The sequence below is a fragment of the Paucibacter sp. KCTC 42545 genome, from assembly GCF_001477625.1.
Lineage (GTDB): Bacteria > Pseudomonadota > Gammaproteobacteria > Burkholderiales > Burkholderiaceae_C > Paucibacter_A.
On record NZ_CP013692.1, the window covers coordinates 4,438,396 to 4,455,566 of the forward strand.

General features: G+C 66.2%; 16 protein-coding genes. 14 read left to right on the plus strand and 2 right to left on the minus strand.

The annotated features are described in order from the left end of the window. Positions 1 to 49 precede the first annotated feature (49 nt). Positions 50 to 1,399 (minus strand): esterase-like activity of phytase family protein, encoded by a 1,350-nt coding sequence (locus AT984_RS23705; protein ID WP_058721443.1) that lies wholly within the window; start codon positions 1,397 to 1,399, stop codon positions 50 to 52. Between the two features lie 234 nt (positions 1,400 to 1,633). Between AT984_RS23705 and AT984_RS19000 the strand changes: the two genes are divergently transcribed. Genes AT984_RS19000 through AT984_RS19020 form a run of 5 tightly spaced genes read left to right on the plus strand, consistent with a single transcriptional unit; the run spans position 1,634 to position 6,871 of the window. Continuing rightward, positions 1,634 to 3,793 carry a xanthine dehydrogenase family protein molybdopterin-binding subunit gene (locus tag AT984_RS19000; protein WP_197418177.1) on the plus strand — a complete coding sequence of 720 codons (2,160 nt, stop codon included), beginning with the start codon at positions 1,634 to 1,636 and terminating at the stop codon, positions 3,791 to 3,793. A 32-nt stretch (positions 3,794 to 3,825) separates the two neighbouring features. After that, entirely contained in the window at positions 3,826 to 4,785 is a 960-nt protein-coding gene (locus AT984_RS19005) for a dihydrodipicolinate synthase family protein (protein ID WP_058722465.1), read from the plus strand. A 5-nt stretch (positions 4,786 to 4,790) separates the two neighbouring features. After that, complete coding sequence (locus tag AT984_RS19010; protein WP_058721445.1) at positions 4,791 to 5,258, plus strand: (2Fe-2S)-binding protein; 468 nt, start codon at positions 4,791 to 4,793, stop codon at positions 5,256 to 5,258. Then, positions 5,245 to 6,063 (plus strand): FAD binding domain-containing protein, encoded by an 819-nt coding sequence (locus AT984_RS19015; RefSeq protein WP_058721446.1) that lies wholly within the window; start codon positions 5,245 to 5,247, stop codon positions 6,061 to 6,063. Before AT984_RS19010 ends, AT984_RS19015 begins: the two co-directional genes overlap by 14 nt. Next, the gene (locus AT984_RS19020) at positions 6,053 to 6,871 is read left to right on the plus strand and encodes an aspartate dehydrogenase (RefSeq protein ID WP_082680183.1); all 819 of its coding nucleotides are present in this window, start codon (positions 6,053 to 6,055) and stop codon (positions 6,869 to 6,871) included. Before AT984_RS19015 ends, AT984_RS19020 begins: the two co-directional genes overlap by 11 nt. On the opposite strand, the gene AT984_RS19025 is transcribed toward AT984_RS19020, so the two are convergent. Beyond that, positions 6,840 to 7,880, minus strand: a complete 1,041-nt coding sequence (locus AT984_RS19025; RefSeq protein WP_197418178.1) for a LysR family transcriptional regulator — start codon at positions 7,878 to 7,880, stop codon at positions 6,840 to 6,842. The two genes, AT984_RS19020 and AT984_RS19025, sit on opposite strands and share 32 nt — an antisense overlap. 53 nt (positions 7,881 to 7,933) lie before the next feature. Here AT984_RS19025 and AT984_RS19030 point away from each other — a divergent pair, with 53 nt between their 5' ends. The 9 genes from AT984_RS19030 to AT984_RS19065 all read left to right on the plus strand — a co-directional run bounded on the left by AT984_RS19030 (position 7,934) and on the right by AT984_RS19065 (position 17,163). Next, a complete protein-coding gene (locus AT984_RS19030; RefSeq protein WP_058721449.1) occupies positions 7,934 to 8,530 on the plus strand; it encodes a 3-hydroxyanthranilate 3,4-dioxygenase in 597 nt (198 codons plus the stop codon). A gap of 3 nt (positions 8,531 to 8,533) precedes the next feature. Beyond that, positions 8,534 to 9,667 (plus strand): CoxG family protein, encoded by a 1,134-nt coding sequence (locus AT984_RS19035; RefSeq protein WP_058721450.1) that lies wholly within the window; start codon positions 8,534 to 8,536, stop codon positions 9,665 to 9,667. 97 nt (positions 9,668 to 9,764) lie between these two features. Beyond that, positions 9,765 to 11,456 carry an aspartate:alanine exchanger family transporter gene (locus AT984_RS19040; RefSeq protein WP_058721451.1) on the plus strand — a complete coding sequence of 564 codons (1,692 nt, stop codon included), beginning with the start codon at positions 9,765 to 9,767 and terminating at the stop codon, positions 11,454 to 11,456. A 21-nt stretch (positions 11,457 to 11,477) separates the two neighbouring features. Next, a complete protein-coding gene (locus AT984_RS19045) occupies positions 11,478 to 13,019 on the plus strand; it encodes an alpha/beta hydrolase (RefSeq protein WP_058721452.1) in 1,542 nt (513 codons plus the stop codon). A 58-nt stretch (positions 13,020 to 13,077) separates the two neighbouring features. After that, a complete protein-coding gene (locus tag AT984_RS19050) occupies positions 13,078 to 13,917 on the plus strand; it encodes a c-type cytochrome (RefSeq protein ID WP_058721453.1) in 840 nt (279 codons plus the stop codon). A 115-nt stretch (positions 13,918 to 14,032) separates the two neighbouring features. Beyond that, entirely contained in the window at positions 14,033 to 14,848 is an 816-nt protein-coding gene (proC, locus tag AT984_RS19055) for a pyrroline-5-carboxylate reductase (protein WP_058721454.1), read from the plus strand. A gap of 23 nt (positions 14,849 to 14,871) precedes the next feature. Continuing rightward, positions 14,872 to 15,450, plus strand: a complete 579-nt coding sequence (locus tag AT984_RS22595; RefSeq protein ID WP_082680184.1) for a chorismate--pyruvate lyase family protein — start codon at positions 14,872 to 14,874, stop codon at positions 15,448 to 15,450. A 36-nt stretch (positions 15,451 to 15,486) separates the two neighbouring features. Further along, entirely contained in the window at positions 15,487 to 16,026 is a 540-nt protein-coding gene (locus AT984_RS19060) for a hypothetical protein (protein ID WP_058721455.1), read from the plus strand. A gap of 120 nt (positions 16,027 to 16,146) precedes the next feature. Next, a complete protein-coding gene (locus AT984_RS19065; protein ID WP_058721456.1) occupies positions 16,147 to 17,163 on the plus strand; it encodes a Gfo/Idh/MocA family protein in 1,017 nt (338 codons plus the stop codon). The last annotated feature ends 8 nt before the right edge of the window (positions 17,164 to 17,171 follow it).

Here is a 17,171-nt window from a genome sequence, read left to right on the forward strand (position 1 = left end):
TTGAGGCAGCCGGCGGCTCAGGCCGGCTTACTCACAGCGCAGGGGCGTTTTAGCCTTGGCGACGGCGGCGCGCCGTGGCGGCTACAACGCCTAAGCCGGCCAGCAGCAAGGCGTAGGTGCTTGGCTCGGGCACGGGGTTGGCCAAGTGGATCATCAGGAACTCGGTCTTGTCAGAGCCGGCATCGCGGCCACCGGTGCCGGGGTAGTTGTTGTCATTGGCCACCAGCAAGGTGTTGGCGTCGAGCACCAGCACGCTTTCGATGGTCACGTAGGGGAAGGTGAAGCTGGTCTTGCCGTCGCCATTCAGATCATGCGGGTCGGCGATATTCATCAAGTCCACCACCTCGGACTTGCTGACATAGCCATCGGCGCCCACCTTGTTCAGGTCGATGCGGAAGATCTTCTTGAACGGCGTGCCGCCTCCGGTGGCGGTGGCGTTATTGCGCTCGATGATGATGAACTCGTGATCGTTCAGTGCGGTCATGTCGCCGATATTGGTGCCGGCTGGGTCGAGCTTGTACATCCAGCGCTCGCCGGTATAGGCCTCTTGGTCCACGCTGAAGGCGTTGATGCGCAGGCTGTTCGGCGCGTCGCCGGTGACGCTGCCTTCCAGCAAGGTGTAGAGCTTGTCTCCGTTCGGATTGATGGCCATGCCCTCAAAGCCGCGTGAGCCGCCCAGCGTGGGTGTGCCGCCATTCAGATACGGGTTTTGCGGGGACTTCACGCCGGCCATGCCTACTTCGCTGCGCAAGACCTTGCCGCTGGCATCGGTCTTCACCAGGAAGGGGCCGAACTCTTCGCCAAACCACAGATTGCCGTTCTTGTCCTTGCGCACCGATTCGATGTCGAAGTCGGCGCCGGTCAGCAAGCGGCCGGCGCGGATGCTGGCGTCCACCGCTGGGTTGGCGGCGTTGTTGTAGTAGTTGCTGTAGTCGGCCTGGATCTTGAAGCCGAGCTTGCGGTCCGGGTCGGCCAGGGTGATGTTGCTGGGCTTGGTGAAGCCGGCGAGCTGGGCGCCGCTGTTGTAGTCCACCGCCGAGATGCTGCCGCTGCCGCCGTTCACCGTCTTGAAGTCGGGCCGCAGGGCGTACATGCGCAGCAAGGCATCGGCCGAGTTGCCTTGAGTGCCAAAGCCGTTGTCGGGCATGAACAGATAAGTGCCGGCCACCGGGCCATTCAACACGGCGGAGAAGCCTTGCACCGATTGCTTGTTGATCAGGGGCAGGGGGTTGCCGCCGGCGCCGGTGGCGAACTGGCCGGTGGTCGGGCCATCGGCAAAAGTGTTGGCCGGCATCATGGCCCAGCCGATCAGGCTGTTGGCGTCGGCCAAGGCCGGCAAGCCACAAGACAGGGCGGCCGCAGCGGCCAGGGCGCGCAGTGTCAATCGCGTAGTTTTCATTTGAAGCATTCCTTGTGCGCAGAACCGTCTGCGTTTGGGCGCCATTGTTCGGCGGCCAGGTGACCTGCGAGTGACGCGTAGGGCAGGGTGCATGTGCCACTTGGCGCATGGCCTATGCCTGGCAGCTTGACGTTGGCACCCTCTGCGGCGAGTGATCAATTCATTGAGTAAGTCGCATAATTCATTCGAATAATGCGTTTGCGTCGAATTGAAGTCCTGGGTCCAATGGCCCCCATGGCAAGCAATTCACACTCACTCTCCGGCCGGCAGCAGCCCGATCTGCTGCGCAACGAAGACGCCCGGCTGCTGCGCGGTCAAGGCGGCTTTGTGGCGAACCAGGCGGTGCCGGGCCTGGCGCATGCCGTGTTTGTGCGCAGCCCCTACGCCCATGCCCGCATCAGCGAGGTGCAGTCGCTGGACGCACAGGCCCAGCCCGGCGTGCTGGCCGTGCTGGGGCCGGCAGACTTCGCCGGGCTCAAGCAGCCCCGGGTGAATGGCTTGCTGCCCGGGATGCATTTGCCCCAGGCCGATCTGGTGCCCACCGAGCGCGTGCTGGCCGTGGGTGCGCCGGTGGCCTTGGTGCTGGCCGAAACCCTGCACGAAGCGCAGGCGGCCGCCGAGCTGGTGTGGATTGACTATCAAGACCTGAGCCCCACGGCGGACTTCGCCACCGACGCCGAAGCCTTGTATGCCGCCGTGCCTGGTAACCGCGCCCTGCACAGCGAAATCAAAGTGGGCGCGCTGCCGCCGGGCGCCTGCACGGCCGAGGCCGCGGTTGAGCTGCCCCGCGTGGCCGCCTCGCCGCTGGAGCCACGCGCGGCGCTGATGCAGTGGAACGAGGCGCAGCAAAGCCTCAAAGCCCATTTGTCCACCCAAACGCCCAGCCGGGCGCGGGAAGACATTGCCTTGGCGCTGGGCTTGCGCCCGGAGCAAGTGCAGGTGATCGCTACCGATGTGGGCGGCGCCTTCGGCGGCAAGGCCTCGGTCTTTGCCGAAGACCTGATGTTGGCCCTGGCCGCGCGCCGCGTGCAGCGCCCGCTGCGCTGGCTGGCCTCGCGCGGCGAAGATTTGCTGGCCGGCACGCATGGCCGCGCCTCGCGCCTGCAGGGCCGCCTGTGGTTAGACCCACAAGGCCAGATGCAGGCCCTGGACGCGCAGCTGCAATTCGCCCTGGGCCACTGGCTGCCTTTCAGTGCCGCCGCGCCTCTGCGCAATACCTGCCGCATCCTGCCCGGCCCTTACCGCATGGACAACTGGCAGGTGCTGGGCGAAGGCCGCCTGAGCCATGCCGCCGCCGTGGGCATCTATCGCGGTGCCGGCCGGCCCGAGGCTTGCATCTTGATGGAGCGCTTGGTGGACGCCGCCGCGCATGAGCGTGGCATCGACCCCCTGGCCCTGCGCCTGGCCAATGTCTGGTCGGCTGCCGAGCTGCCGCGCCGCCTGGCCAGCGAGGTGTGGCTGGACCGCTGCGATCTGCCGGCACTCTTGCAACGTGCCGCTTGTTTGTTCGATTACGACGTTCGGCGTGCCGCGCAGCAGGCGAGCCGCAGCAAGCCGGATGATGAATTCCTCACCGGCATCGGCATCGGCCTCTACGTGGAGCCCTGCGGCCAAGGCGGCGAAAGCGCCCGCCTGACGGCCTTGGCCGATGGCCGCTACCTGTTGGCCACCGGCGCCACCGCCCAAGGCCAGGGGCGCGAAACCGCTTACGCCCTCATCCTCGCGCAGGCTCTGGGCTGCCCCACGCATCACATTGAAGTGCGTCATGGCGACACGGCGCTTTGCCCGCCCGGCATCGGTGCCCTGGCCAGCCGCAGCACCGCCATCGGTGGCTCGGCCGTGCTCAAGGCCGCGCAGGCTTTGCAGCAGCGCTTGCAAGAAGGGGCGGCCTTGCCCTGCACGGTGGAGCTCTTCCACCAAACCGCCGAAGAAGCCTGGGCTTCCGGCTGCGTGATGGTGGAAATGAAGATCGAACGCGCCACCGGCATCAGCCAGCTCACCGAGCTGGTTTGGGTGGACGACGCCGGCGTGCTGGTCTCGCCCGAGCTGGTGCATGGCCAGCTGATTGGCGGCCTGGCGCAAGGCCTGGGCCAGGCGCTGATGGAGCGCTTGGTCTACGACGACAACGGCCAGTTGCTGACCGGCTCGCTGATGGACTACGCCTTGCCGCGTGCCGAAGACATGCCCACGGTCACGCTGGAAAGCCTGCCCACGCGCAGCGCTGCCAATGAACTCGGCGCCAAAGGCGTGGGAGAGGCCGGCTGCATCGGCCTGCCCGCCGCGCTTTTGAACGCCGCACACGATGCCCTGCGCCCGCTGGGCGTGCAGCAACTCGACTTTCCCCTGAGTGCCGCCAATTTGTGGCGTGCCATGCGCCAGGTTGGCGCGGTCTGATTTCACTGAATGACAAGTTGAAGGAAACCAAGATGGACTACAGCAAACAAGACGCCAAGGCCTACGCCAAGGCCCATTTCACCGGCGTTTGGGCCGCCATGCTGACGCCGTTCAAGGCCGATGGCTCGATGGACGAAGCCGCCTTCCGCGCCAATGTCGCGCACTGGACCGGCACGCTCAAGCTGGGCGGCTTGTTCGTCAGCGGCAAGCAGGGTGAGTTTTTCTCGATGTCGCTGGACGAGCGCAAGCGCAGCTTCACGCTGGCCGCGGAAGTGGCCAAGGCGCATGGTTCGCGCACGGTGATGTCTTGCTCGGACACCAATCTGGACACGGTGCTGGAACTCGGCCGCCACGCGCAAGATTGCGGCGCTGACTGGATCGTGGTGCACAGCCCGGTGCTGCATTTCGGTGCCGACACGGACGAGACGATTTACGAGTACTACCGCTACATCAGCGAACAGCTCGACATCGGCATCGCCATGTGGAACCACCCGGACTGCGGCTATCTGATGAGCCCCGAGCTCTGTGCCCGCATCGCCGAGCTGCCCAATATCGTCGCCATCAAGTACAGCGTGCCGCGCGACATGTACGTCGAGTTGAGCCGTTTGGTCGGCGACAAGATCCAGGTCAGCACCGCGTCTGAAGAAGAGTGGCTGGACAATATCGAAGAGCTGGGCTGGCGCCTGTATCTGTGCTCCACGCCTCCGCTGCTGTTGCAGACGGCGGTGGATCAGCGCATCAACGAATACACCCGCCTGGCGTTTGAAGGCAAGTTCGCCGAGGCCCGCGTGGTGCGCGACAGCCTGGAGCCCGCCCGCCAAGCCTTCAAGGCCAGCAAGCCCAAGGGCAAGCCGCAGGCGCACAGCAAATACTGGCTGGAGCTGCTGGGCCAGGCTGGTGGCCAAGTGCGCCGCCCCTTGCTGCAGCTGACCGAGGCCGAGAAGGCCCTGATCCGCGAGCAGTTCGCCCTGAGCGGCCTGAAGCTGGGCTGAGCATCATGGAGCTGCGTGTCAATGGGCAGACCTGCCTGATCCAGCCGCTGCGCAATGCCACCTTGTTGATGGAGGCGCTGCGCGGGCCCTTGGGCCTGACCGGCACCCATCAGGGTTGCGACACCGCGCAATGCGGGGCATGCACGGTCTTGCTCAATGGCCGCGCAGTGAAAAGCTGCAATGTGCTGGCCGTTCAAGCCGAAGGCGCCGAGGTGCAAACCATCGAAGGCATGGCCGCCCCGGGTGAATGGCACGCGCTGCAACTGGCTTTCTCGCGTCACCATGCTTTGCAATGCGGCTTTTGCACGCCGGGCATGTTGATGCGCGCCAGCGCCATGAAGGCCGAGGGCGTGCCGCCCGAGCCGGACGCGGTGCGCCGCGCCCTGGCCGGCAACATCTGCCGCTGCACCGGCTACGAAGGCATCGTGGCGGCGATATGCGAATGGTTGGAGGGCGGCGATGCAGGACTTTGAATACTGCCGCGCGGCCTCCGTCGAGCAGGTGCAAGCCTGGCTGCGTGACGGGGTGGACAGCAAGCTGCTGGCCGGTGGGCAAAGCCTTCTCGGCGCGATGAAGCTGGGCCTGATGTCGACCGAACGCCTGATCGACTTGCAAGACCTGGCCGCCCTGCGCGGCTGCAGCGCGCCGGCCCGTGGTGAGCTGCTGCTGGGCGCCATGCAAAGCCACGCCAGCCTGGCCCGCCATGAGGTGTTGAAGCAGTTCGCCCCCGGCCTGGCCCACTTGGCCAGCCACATCGCGGACGAACAAGTGCGCAGCCAGGGCACCTTGGGTGGTTCCTTGGCCAATGCCGACCCCGCCGCCTGCTGGCCCGCCGGCATGCTGGCGCTGAACGCCACGCTGGTGACCGACCGGCGAGAAATCGCCGCTGATGACTTTTTCACCGGCTTCTTTGGCACCGCGCTGGAGCCCGATGAGCTGCTGTGCCGGGTGCAGCTGCGCCGGCCGCGCCGCTTTGCTTACGCCAAGTTTGAGCAGGCCGCTTCGCGCTTCGCGCTGGTGGGCGTGGCCGTGGCGCAGTGGGACGACGGCTCGGTGTGCGTGGCCCTGACCGGCAGTGCCAACGGCGTGCTGCGCCTCCCCGAATTCGAGCAGGCGCTGAACCGTGAGTTCAGCCCGCAAGCCCTGCGCGGCCTCAGCGTGGACGAGGCGCTGATGTCCAGCGACGTGCATGGCGAGGCCGACTATCGCGCCCATCTGGCCGGCGTGCTCGCCGCCCGCGTGGTGCAACAAGCATTGGAGATGAAACATGACGACTAAGCACATGGATGGCCAGCCCCTGCGGGTGGCCTTGATCGGCCTGGGCGCAATTGGCCGCGTCATCGCGCGTGAGCTGATGGCGCGCAGCGCCGAAGGTGTGCGGCTGGTGGGCGCGCTGTGCCAACACGCCAGCGAAGGCGAGGGCCTGGGCGTGCCGGTGCTGACCCAGCTGGACGCGTTGCTGGCCTTGCAGCCCGACCTGGTGGTGGAGGCTGCCGGCCACGGCGCCGTCAAGGCCTACGGCCCGGCCGTGCTGCGCGCTGGGCATGATTTGCTGCTGGTCTCGGTGGGCGTGCTGTCTGACGCTGACCTGCTGGAAGGCTTGGAGCAGGCCGCGCGCGACTCTGGCCGCCAACTGTTGCTGCCCTCGGGCGCCTTAGCCGGTTTGGACTACTTGCAAGCCGCCAAGCTGGCGGGCTTGAGCCACGTCTGCCTGCGCTCGCGCAAGCCGCCGCTGGCCTGGCGCGATACACCGGCCGAGCAATTGCTGGATCTGGCCAGCATCACCGAGCCGGTGGTCTTCTTCCGTGGCACGGCGCGTGACGCCGCGCGCACCTACCCCAAGAACGCCAATGTGGCCGCTACCTTGGCCCTGTGCACGCTGGGCATGGACGAGACTTCGGTGGAGTTGGTGGCCGACCCCACGATCAAGGGCAATGTGCATGAGATCGAGGCGCAAGGCGCCGTGGGCGATTTGCATCTGACGCTGCGCAATGCCGCCTCGCCGGACAACCCCAAGACCTCCCTGGTCACGCCCTACAGCGTGCTGCGCAGCATCATGGCGCGCCGCGCCGTGTTGAGCGTTTAGTCACCACAGCTGTACTGCGATGCCTTGCCTGAGCCACGGCCAGATGTTGGCGCAGATGCTCGGCCATGCCGAGTGCGGCGGGCGAGAGCGAACGCTGCTGCAGATGCGCCAGCGAGACCTCGCGCACCACGGCCGGCTCGGTCAGCGGCACGCCCACCAGATTGGCCAGGGCCGAGACCTTGAGCGCGTAGGACGGCAGGATGGCCACGCCCAGGCCCGCGGCGGCCATGGCCATGGCGGTGGCGATATGCGTCACCTCCAGCGCCGGCTTGGGGCAGCCGCCCAGGGGCTCGAAGTGGCGCTCCACCAGGGCGCGCAGGCCGCTGCCTTCGCGCAGCAGCAGCAGGGGCTGGTCGAGCAGATCTTCCCAGCGCAAGGCCTTGGCCTGCGCCAGCGCGTGGTTGGCGGTGCAGATGGCGACCATGGCGTCGTGCAGCAGGGGCTCGGCGCTGATATCGGGTTCGCTGACGTCAAAGGTCGCCAGTGCCAGGTCCAGCTCACCCTTGCGCAGCTTGGCCAGCAGCTGGTCGGCGCTGGCGTCGAAGAGGCTCAGCTCGATCTCGGGGTAAGCCTCGACAAAGCTGCGCAGCAGCTCCGGCATCAGGCTGGTGGCCAGCAGCGGGGTGGTGCCCAGGCGCACATGGCCGCGCTTGCGCTCGGCCACATCGCGCAAGTCGCCGGCCACGCGGTCCAGGTCGGCCAGCAAGCGCTCCACCGCCGGCACCAGTTCGCGGCCGGCTTCGGTCAGCTCAAGTCGGCGGGTCGTGCGGTCCAGCAGGCGCAGGCCCAGTTCGGACTCCAGCCCGCGGATCAGCGAGGACAGGGCCGACTGGCTCAAAAACAGCTGCTGCGCGGCGCGGGTGAAGCTGCCCTCCAGCGCCACGGCGGCAAAGCCCCGCAGCTGCTTCAAAGACACATTGACGGGCCGGGTGTGTGGCTTGCGCGCGAGTGGCAAGGGCACAGGCAACGGCAACAAATCTTCTTTCGGTGCGCTCGAATTCTTGGTCATGGGCGGGCGCATCTTATCAACCACAATCCCAGCCCTTGCGAAGGAAAAACATCATGCTGAGTTACGGACGCCCCCTCAACTTTGCCCAGTGGATTGCCGATCACGCCGCCGAGCTCAAGCCGCCGGTGGGCAATCAGCAGATCTGGCAGAACGCCGACTTCATCTGCACGGTGGTCGGTGGCCCCAATCACCGCACCGACTTTCATGATGATCCGCATGAGGAGTTCTTCCACCAGCTCAAGGGCAATGCGCATCTGATCTTGTGGGACCGCGGCCAGTTCGAGCGGGTGGACCTGCGCGAGGGCGATATCTTCTTGCTGCCCGCCCATGTGCAGCACTCACCGCAGCGCCCCGAACCGGGCAGCTTGTGCACGGTGATTGAGCGCCAGCGCGCCGAAGGTGTGCAAGACGCCTTCCAGTGGTACTGCGCCCATTGTGGCGGCCTGATCCAGCGCCACGCGGTGCAACTGCAAAGCATTGTGGGTGACCTGCCGCCGCTGTATCAACAGTACTACGCCAGCTCCGAGGCCGAGCGCACCTGCGGCAGCTGCGGCGAGGTCCACCCGGGCCGCGACTGGCGCAGCTGGCACGCCGTGCTGGCCGCCAAACATGGTCATGCGGCCGTGCCTGTGGCGCCGCTGGAGGCCTGAGGCATGCGCATCGAGAACCAACGCGAGCTGCCTTGCTCGCAAGCGCTAGCCTGGGCGGCGCTGAACGACGACGCCATGCTGCAGGCCTGCATCCCGGGCTGCGAATCGCTGCAACGCGTCAGCGTCAGCGAAGGTGAGGGCAATGGCGAGGGTGCAGGCCAAGTCCAGACCGAACAGCTGCAAGTGGTGGTGATGGCCGCCGTTGGCCCGGTGCGGGCGCGCTTCAAGGGTCAGCTGACCATGGAAGATGTGCAAGCACCCCAGTCCTACGCCATGCGCTTCGAAGGCCAGGGCGGCGTGGCCGGTTTCGGCAAGGGCCGCGCCGAGGTCAAGCTCACGCCGCTGGACGAGAACCGCTGCATGCTCGACTACTGCGCCGAGCTGCAGATTGGCGGCAAGCTGGCGCAGATCGGTTCGCGCGTGGTGGATGCCGCCGCCAACAAAATCATTGGCGACTTCTTTGCCCGCTTTGAGGCGGAGTTGCAGCTGCGCCAGCAAGCGCAGCAGGTTCAGCCCGCCGAAGCCACTGCGGCCGCGCCTGCATCAGGGGCGCCGGCAGAACCGGCCGCCGGCGTAGCAGCGCTCGCGCCTGTGGTGGCCGCGGCCGCCGCGCCGCTGCCCTGGACGGCCCGCTTCTCGCTGTGGCTGCGCCATTGCTTAGGCTTGGGGCCGGCCGGCAGCTGGTCGCAAATGCAAGGTCTCGTCGACGCCTCGGCGCAGCTGCAATCGCTGCTGCAAGAGTGCCGCACAGCCAACGACAACGCGGCCAAAAGCATTGCGGCCGAGATCGCCCGCAGCCAGGACAGCCAGCAGCGCTTCGAGGCTGCTTTCAACACCATCCGCTACGAGCTGCTGGCGCGGCTTGATCAGCTGCAAGGGCGGGTGGAGGCGGTGGCCAGCACGGGTGACAGTTCGGCCAATGAGCTGGAGCCGGCCTTCGCGCAAATCGCCGGCGCGATTCGCTCGGCGGGTGACCGCCAGGCCGAGGTGCTGGAGCAGCTGGCCGGGCTGGTCAAAAAGCTCGGTGACGATGAGATCGGCACCATGCGCCGCGAGCTGGTCGCCGTCAGCGAGCAGCTGAAGGAGCAGACCAAGGTGCTGGAGGTCTTGAGCGGGAAGAGCTTGCTCGCCGCCTGAGCGCCTTCGTTCGCCTCTCCTGAGCCATGTCTTTGGGGATGGCCGCCGGTCAGGATTTGGGTTAGCTTTGCGCCCATCCTGACTGCCCGAGGCGCCCATGAACTGGCTCACTCCCTACTTGACCCAGCATCCCGAGCTGGCGGTCTTTCTGGCCATCGGCTTAGGCTACTGGATTGGTCAGTTCAAGTTCAAGGGCGTGGGCTTCGGCCCCGTCACCGGCTCGCTGATTGCCGGCCTCTTGATCGGCTACTTCTTCCATGTGCCGGTGGCCGACACGGCCAAGCAGCTGCTGTTCCTGCTCTTTATGTTCGGCATCGGCTACTCGGCCGGGCCCGGCTTCATCCGCGGCATTCAAGACGGCGGCTGGCGCTGGGCCGCGCTGGGCCTGTTGATTCCGCTGACCGGCTTGCTGACCGCAGTGGCCGTGGCCAAGCTGCTGAATCTGGAGATGGGCTATGCGGCCGGCATGATGTCGGGCGCGCTGACCGAGTCGCCCGTGATCGGCACGGCCAGCGAGGCGATCCGCAGCCTGCCCATCAGCGATGAAGAGAAGTCGCGCCTGATCTCGCAGATTCCGGTGGCCGACGCGCTGACTTACATCTTCGGCACCTTCGGCGTGATCTTCTTTTGCAGCTATATCGGCCCCTGGCTGCTGCGCCTGGACATGAAGGCCGAGGCCATCAAGCTGGAGGCCGAGATGGGCATGGCGCGCAGCCAGCCCGGCATCAGCTCGGCCTGGCGCATGTATGAGCTGCGGGCCTATTTGCTGGATGCCAGCCAGCCCCTGGTGGGCCGCACGGTGGCGCAAGCCGAAAGCGCGGTGGCGCCCGAGCGCTTATTCATCGAGCGCATCCGGCGCGGCACGGAGCTTTTCACGCCCCAGCCCGACACGGTCTTGCAGGCCGGCGATGTGCTGGCCATCTTCGGCCCGCATGAGGCTTTGCTGCGGGTGGTGGAGAGCCGCGCCGATGAGGTCTTCGACCGCGAACTGCTCGATGTGCAGCAAGCCAGCTTTGATGTGGAGGTGAATAGCCGCGATATCGCCGGCCGCCGCCTGGCCGATTTGCGCAGCAACGAAGCCATCATCCGCGGCGTGTTTTTGAAGACCATTCAACGCGGCCAAGAACAGTTGCCGGTGGCGCCGGGAACGGTGATTCAGCGCGGCGACCTGCTCACCATCCACGGCCTGGTGCCGGCGGTGGAGCGGGTGGCGGCCCTGGTGGGCAATATCTCCCGCCCCACGCTCAATACCGACTTTGTCACCCTGGGCCTGGCCATTTTTGTGGGCGCACTGGCCGGCATGGCCCTGAGCCTGCCGCTGGGCGGCCTGCACATCGCCCTGGGCAGCAGCGTGGCGGTCTTGCTGGTGGGCCTGGCCGTGGGCTGGCGCAATTCGCGCCGGCCCTTGTTTGCCTATATTCCGCCGGGCGCGGTGGAGTTCATGAAGTCGATTGGCCTGGCGGCGTTTGTGGCCATGATCGGCCTCAAGGCCGGTCCGGTGTTTGTGGACGCGGTGCGCGCCATCGGCCTGCAAGTGTTTCTGGGCGGCATGGTGGTGACTTTGACGCCGATGTTTGTGGGCCTGTTGGTGGGGCGTTATGTGCTGGGCCTGAACCCCTTGCTGCTGCTGGGCGCCCTGGCCGGCGCGCAAACCATGACGGCCGGCCTGGCGGCGATTCAAGAACGCTCGGAAAGCCCGGTGGCGGTGATTGGATACTCCAGCACGGTGGCCTTCGGCCATATCCTCATTTCCATCGGCGGTACCGCGCTGATCTGGTTTTTGCACTGACGCCGCTTCCCCATATTTCGCATGCAGCTTCATCCATTGCTCCGTTGGCCGCTCCGGCTGTTCTTGCTCTTGCTGGCCTTTTTGCTGGCGCTGGTGCTGGGTTTTTCGATGTATGCCGTGCTGGCCCTGCCGGCGCTGCAGCCCTGGCATACCGAGCGGCTGACGCAGGAGTTCCGCGCCGAGGCCCATGCCGGCCTGGACTTTGACGGCTATCTGCAGCGCGAAGCCTTGTTGTTCGAGGAACTCAAAGCCCGGCAGGCCGCCTGGCAAGCGCAGGAGCACAGCGCGGAAAGAGGGGAGTGGGGCGAATGGGCCGACAGCCGCTTCAACCCCAAAAGCCAGGTCAGCCGACTGGCCGAGGGCGCGCCCTTCAATCGCTCGATGCGCCTGGGCGTCAAGCAGGCGCGCGGCCAGGCCTTGCTGATCCACGGCCTGACCGATTCGCCCTATGCCATGAAGGCCATGGCTGACACCCTGCGCGCCCAGGGCATGGCGGTGACGCTGCTGCGCCTGCCTGGCCATGGCACTTTGCCGTCCATGATGTTGGAGATGGAACTGCGCGACTGGCGCGCCGCCGTGCGCATTGCCGCTGCCGATGTGGCGAAGCGCGCTGGGCCGGATCAGCCCTTCTACCTCGGCGGCTTTTCCACCGGCGGCGCGCTGGCCCTGCTGCACAGCCTGGATACCTTGCAGGACCCCGCGCTGCGCCGCCCTGACCGGGTGCTGCTGGCCGCACCGGCCATTGAGCTGCCGCCGGTGGCCGCCGTGTCTAACGTCGTGGATGTGCTGCATTACTTGCCGATCCCGCTGCTGCAAAAAACGCGCTGGCAGGAACTCATTGCCGAATACGATCCCTACAAATACAACTCCTTCCCCATCAATGCTGGGCGCCAGGTTTTTCACGCCACCCAGGCTTTGCAGCAGGGTTTGAGCGAAGCGGCCGCGGCCGGGCGCCTGGCGCAAATGCCGCCGGTGCTCACCTACCAGTCGGTGGTGGACGCCACCGTCGGCGCCACCGGCGCCTTGGACACTTTGTACGCGCGCCTGCCCGGCGCCCAGCATCGCCTGGTGCTGTTTGATATCAACCGCCAGCAGCATTTGCGCAGCATCGTCAGCCCCAGCTCGCAAGCCTTGCTGGACCGTGTGCTGGCCAGCCCGCGCGGCTACACGCTGGAGATCGTCAGCAATCTGGACCCGCAAAGCGCCGCCGTGGCCGCGCAGCGCTGGGCGCCGGGGGCGAGCGAGGCCAGCGCTGATCCCGTCAGTGCGGCGCTGCAGCCCGCGCTGCAATGGCCTTTTGATCAAGTCTCGCTGGGCCATGTGTCCTTGCTGTGGCCGCCCAATGATCCGATCTACGGCTATATGCCGGGTAGCGGCCGGCATGGCGTGCCGGCCATCGGATCTTGGCTGCTGCGTGGCGAGAGCGGCGCCACCAACTTGGCCTTGGGTTCGCTGACGCGACTGCGCAGCAATCCGTTTTGGGCCTTGATAGAAGCGGACCTGAGGGCCACACTGGTGGCAGACCTGAACGCCAGGGCTGGGGAGACTAAGTCCCACCCTTGAACTTTTTCATGAAGTTCTGCCCTGGCCGCCTGGGTCGCCAACTCTGAGGACTTTTGCCATGCTCAAGCTTCGTCATCACCGCACCCTCGCTGCCCTGTGCGCCAGCAGCCTTCTGCCACTGCTGTCGCTGGCGCCCCTGGCCGCTCACGCGGCGGACGTCGCCTTCAAGGTGCCGGATGAGGCCAGCATGCCGGGCGGCCCGGAGGGCGAGGCCATCAAGCTGGGCAAACTCTTGGTGACCGAGACCGGCAAGTCCCTGCCTGCCCATGTGGGCAATGGCCTCAATTGCAGCAACTGCCATTTGGGCGCGGGCACCACCCCAGGCGCTGCGCCCTATGTGGGCCTGTGGGGCGTGTTCCCTGAATACCGCTCGCGTGGCGGCCGCATCAATTCCTTGCAGGAGCGGGTCAATGACTGCTTCGAGCGCAGCATGAACGGCAAGGCCCTGGCCTTTGACGGCAAGGAGATGAATGCCATCCTCATGTACATCAAGTGGCTCTCCAGCGGCGTGCCGGTGGGCAGCAATGTGGCGGGCCGGGGCATGGGCAAGGTGGACACCAATCTGAAGCCCGATCCGGTCAAGGGCCAGCAGGTCTATGCCGACAAATGCCTCAGCTGCCACGCGGCGCACGGCGAGGGCATGAAGAACCCGGCCGGTGGCTATTTGTTCCCGCCGCTGTGGGGCGAAGCCTCCTTCAATATCGGCGCCGGCCTGGCGCGCACCTACACGGCGGCTGGCTTCATCAAACACAATATGCCGCTGGCCCAGGGCGGCACGCTCAGCGATCAAGAAGCGGTGGATGTGGCGGAGTTCATGACCCATCAGCCCCGGCCCGCGTTCGCAGGCGCCAAGAACGACTACGCCAAGGGCAATAAGCCCAAGGACGCTCGCAACTGAGGCCGTTTTGCCAAGAGCCTGCCCCGCGCTGGGATGAGCTGAGATCGATGCCGCCGCAAGCGGGTGGCGGGGCAGGTCTTACACTGCCCGCTCCCCCTCATTTCCAGCCCAATTCATGAGCAGCAGCATTGCATTCATCGGCGGCGGCAATATGGCCAGCGCCATCATCGGCGGGCTGATTCGCGCCGGCCGCGCGCCGCAGTCCATCCTGGTGGTCGAACCTTTCGAGGCGACGCGGGAGCAATTGCGTCAGAACTTCGGCGTGCGGGTCTTTGCCACCGCCGACGCTGCCTTGAGCACGGCGGACCTGCTGGTCTGGGCCGTCAAGCCGCAGTATTTCGCCGAGGCCGCAGCACCCTGTGCGGGCATGGTGAGCCAGGCCCTGCAGCTGTCGGTGATGGCCGGCATCCGCAGCGAGGCCATCGTGCGGCTCAGCGGCGGTGCTGAGCGGGTGGTGCGCAGCATGCCCAACACGCCGGCGTTGATCGGCCAGGGCATTGCCGGCCTGTATGCACGCCCGGCGGTGTCTGCGGCGGATCGGGACTTGGTGGAAGAGGTCTTGGCGCCGACCGGCCGCACGCTCTGGGTCGAGCAGGAAGACGATCTGGATGCGGTGACCGCGCTGTCGGGCTCCGGCCCGGCTTATTTCTTCTACATCGTTGAAGCCATGATGGCCGCGGCGGTGGAAATGGGCTTGAGCGCCGAGCAAGGCAGCGTGCTCGCCCTGGCCACCTGCTCCGGTGCAGCTCAACTGGCTCTGCAATCCAGCGAAAGCCCGGCCGTCTTGCGCAGCCGGGTGACCTCAAAAGGCGGCACCACCCATGCAGCCATCAGCAGCCTGGAGCAAGACGGCGTGGCCGCCGCCATGCAGCGCGCCGTGCTGGCCGCGCAGCTGCGGGCGCGCGAGATGGGGCGTGAGTTCGGTGCCTGAGATCGCCTGAGATTGCCGGACACATGGGAATTGCGAGTCGAGACACATTGCGCGACTGGTTGCGCGCGCCGGGTTCTCTGAGCCGTCGGCTGGCCCAGTTAGGGCAGAAATTTGAAGTTCAGGTTTTGCGCCAGGGCACAACACCGCTGCGCGCGCCGGAGTTGCAAGCCCTGGGTTTGCCGCGCCACGGCTGCACCTTTGTGCGCGAGGTGATTCTGCGGGTCGATGGGCAGCCGCTGGTGTGGGCGCGCTCATCCCTGCACGCCACCGCGCTGGCTGGGCCGTGGCGGGCACTCAAAGGCCTGGGTTCCAAGCCACTGGCCAATTTGCTTTATGCCGACCCGCGCGTCAAACGCAGCGAACTCAGCCCCAAGCGCATTGCTCGCCATGGCCATACCCGCCGGCAAATGCAGCGTCAGTGGCTGGCGGCTACGGGCAGCTTGCCATCCGCACAAATGCTCTGGTCACGTAATTCAGTATTTCGTCGGGGCGGGGCAGAATTGCGCGTGATGGAGCTGTTTGTGCCTGATTTAGCACGCCATTCACCTAAACATAGGGGGGGGAGCTTGCGCGTTAGGCCCGGCGCTGGCCCTAAACTGTGAACTCCCAGGGAGGTTCATCACACGTTGAGGAATCTCATGAAAACTCGAGATATTGTCATTTTTAGTGGCCAGCAGTTTGCTGTGCCGCAATGTATCCAGCGCATCGACCACCAATCGACCCATGGTTGGCAGTTGCGCTACGGCGGCACCAAGCTGTTCTCTGACCATTCGCAAGATGGCAGTGGCGCAGCGGCGGCGCTGGCTCTCGCGACCAAAGAGTTGCTGAGCCGAATTGCCAAGCTGCCGGCGCCGTCACGCCTGCAACGCCGCCCCAGCGGCAATAAGGGCAGTGGTTTGCCGGTCGGTATTTCCGGCCCAATCGTGCGGCAACGCGCCAGCAGCCGGGTTCGCGACTGCAGCTTTGCTGTGTCGCTGCCGCGCTTTGGCAGCACGCCGCATGGCCGCAGCGTGTACATCGGTACCGAAAACACCTACACGGTGGAGAAGTACCAGGCCGCGCTTGCCAAGGCCGTGGAGCTGCGCGAGAAGGCCGAAGAGGCTTACCAACGCGCGGCCACCAAGGCCAAACGTGGCGAGGCCAAGGCCCTGAAGGCGGCGCTGAAGGCCGCGGCTTGATCCGGTGCCTGCGCTAAGCCGGCGCCGCGCTGAGCCCTGCGGGTTCAGCGCCGCCTGCCTTCGCGTCTGCGTCTGCAGCCGCGTTGCCGGTCGCGTCCGTCTCAAGGCGGAGGCTTGGGCATGAGCCGCTTTCGCTGGGGCCTGGTTGGCCCAGGGCGTATCGCCGGCACATTTGCGCAGGCCGTGGCCGGCTTGCCGGGCTCATGCCTGCACGCCGTGTGGGCGCGTGATCTGGCCAAAGCCCAGGCCTTTGCCGAGCAATGGTCGGTGCCAAACACGGAGGTTGTGCGGGCCAGCAACGAGCTCGACGCGTTCTTGGCCGACCCCGCAGTGGACGGCGTCTACATCGCCACCCCTCATGCCCAACACGGCGAATTCATCGCGGCCAGCCTGGCCGCCGGCAAGCCGGTGCTGTGCGAGAAGCCGCTGGTGCCCAATCTGGCGCAGGGCCAGACCCTGGTGGCCTTGGCGCAGCAGCGTCAGTGCTTTTTGATGGAGGCGGTGTGGACGCGCTTTCTGCCGGTTTACGCCCAGGTCGGCGAGTGGCTGCGGGCACAGCGCATCGGGCCTGTTCGCGCCATGCAGTCGAGCTTTTGCTTTTCAATTCCGTTTGACGAAAGCAATCGCTGCTTTGCCCCGGCACTGGCCGGCGGCGCCTTGCTGGACATCGGCATTTACAACCTCACCATGACCCGCTGGGTCATGCAGCAAGCCTTGGGCGAGTGCCCCGCGCCCCTGAGCATCCAGGCCCAGGGCGTGCTGGCCCCCAGCGGGGTTGACCAGCGCCTGGCGGCCACGCTGCAGTTTCCGGGCGGTGTGAGCTCGCAATTCGTTTGCGCCTTTGATAGCCAGGCGGAAAACGCCCTGCACATCTACGGCGAGCGCGGGCGGATCAGCGTCAGCGCGCCCTTCTGGGGCGCTAGCGAAGCGACCTTGGTGCTGGGTGATGCCGCGCCCTTGCGCGTGCAATTGCCGCCCGCCATCAATGGCTTTGAAGGCGAGATCGAAGAGGCCCAGCGCTGCATTCGCGCCGGCCTGATCGAAAGCCCGCACATCAGCCATGCCGACAGCTTGGCCACGCTGGCTTGGATGGACGAGATCCGCCGCCAACTGGGCGTGCGTTACCCCTTCGAATGAGTGAACCG

Coding starts and splice junctions, on each gene's coding strand:
- AT984_RS23705 (WP_058721443.1), bottom strand. CDS start 1,399: ATGAAAACTACGCGATTGACACTGCGCGCCCTGGCCGCTGCGGCCGCC.
- AT984_RS19000 (WP_197418177.1), top strand. CDS start 1,634: ATGGCAAGCAATTCACACTCACTCTCCGGCCGGCAGCAGCCCGATCTG.
- AT984_RS19005 (WP_058722465.1), top strand. CDS start 3,826: ATGGACTACAGCAAACAAGACGCCAAGGCCTACGCCAAGGCCCATTTC.
- AT984_RS19010 (WP_058721445.1), top strand. CDS start 4,791: ATGGAGCTGCGTGTCAATGGGCAGACCTGCCTGATCCAGCCGCTGCGC.
- AT984_RS19015 (WP_058721446.1), top strand. CDS start 5,245: ATGCAGGACTTTGAATACTGCCGCGCGGCCTCCGTCGAGCAGGTGCAA.
- AT984_RS19020 (WP_082680183.1), top strand. CDS start 6,053: ATGACGACTAAGCACATGGATGGCCAGCCCCTGCGGGTGGCCTTGATC.
- AT984_RS19025 (WP_197418178.1), bottom strand. CDS start 7,880: ATGACCAAGAATTCGAGCGCACCGAAAGAAGATTTGTTGCCGTTGCCT.
- AT984_RS19030 (WP_058721449.1), top strand. CDS start 7,934: ATGCTGAGTTACGGACGCCCCCTCAACTTTGCCCAGTGGATTGCCGAT.
- AT984_RS19035 (WP_058721450.1), top strand. CDS start 8,534: ATGCGCATCGAGAACCAACGCGAGCTGCCTTGCTCGCAAGCGCTAGCC.
- AT984_RS19040 (WP_058721451.1), top strand. CDS start 9,765: ATGAACTGGCTCACTCCCTACTTGACCCAGCATCCCGAGCTGGCGGTC.
- AT984_RS19045 (WP_058721452.1), top strand. CDS start 11,478: ATGCAGCTTCATCCATTGCTCCGTTGGCCGCTCCGGCTGTTCTTGCTC.
- AT984_RS19050 (WP_058721453.1), top strand. CDS start 13,078: ATGCTCAAGCTTCGTCATCACCGCACCCTCGCTGCCCTGTGCGCCAGC.
- proC (WP_058721454.1), top strand. CDS start 14,033: ATGAGCAGCAGCATTGCATTCATCGGCGGCGGCAATATGGCCAGCGCC.
- AT984_RS22595 (WP_082680184.1), top strand. CDS start 14,872: ATGGGAATTGCGAGTCGAGACACATTGCGCGACTGGTTGCGCGCGCCG.
- AT984_RS19060 (WP_058721455.1), top strand. CDS start 15,487: ATGAAAACTCGAGATATTGTCATTTTTAGTGGCCAGCAGTTTGCTGTG.
- AT984_RS19065 (WP_058721456.1), top strand. CDS start 16,147: ATGAGCCGCTTTCGCTGGGGCCTGGTTGGCCCAGGGCGTATCGCCGGC.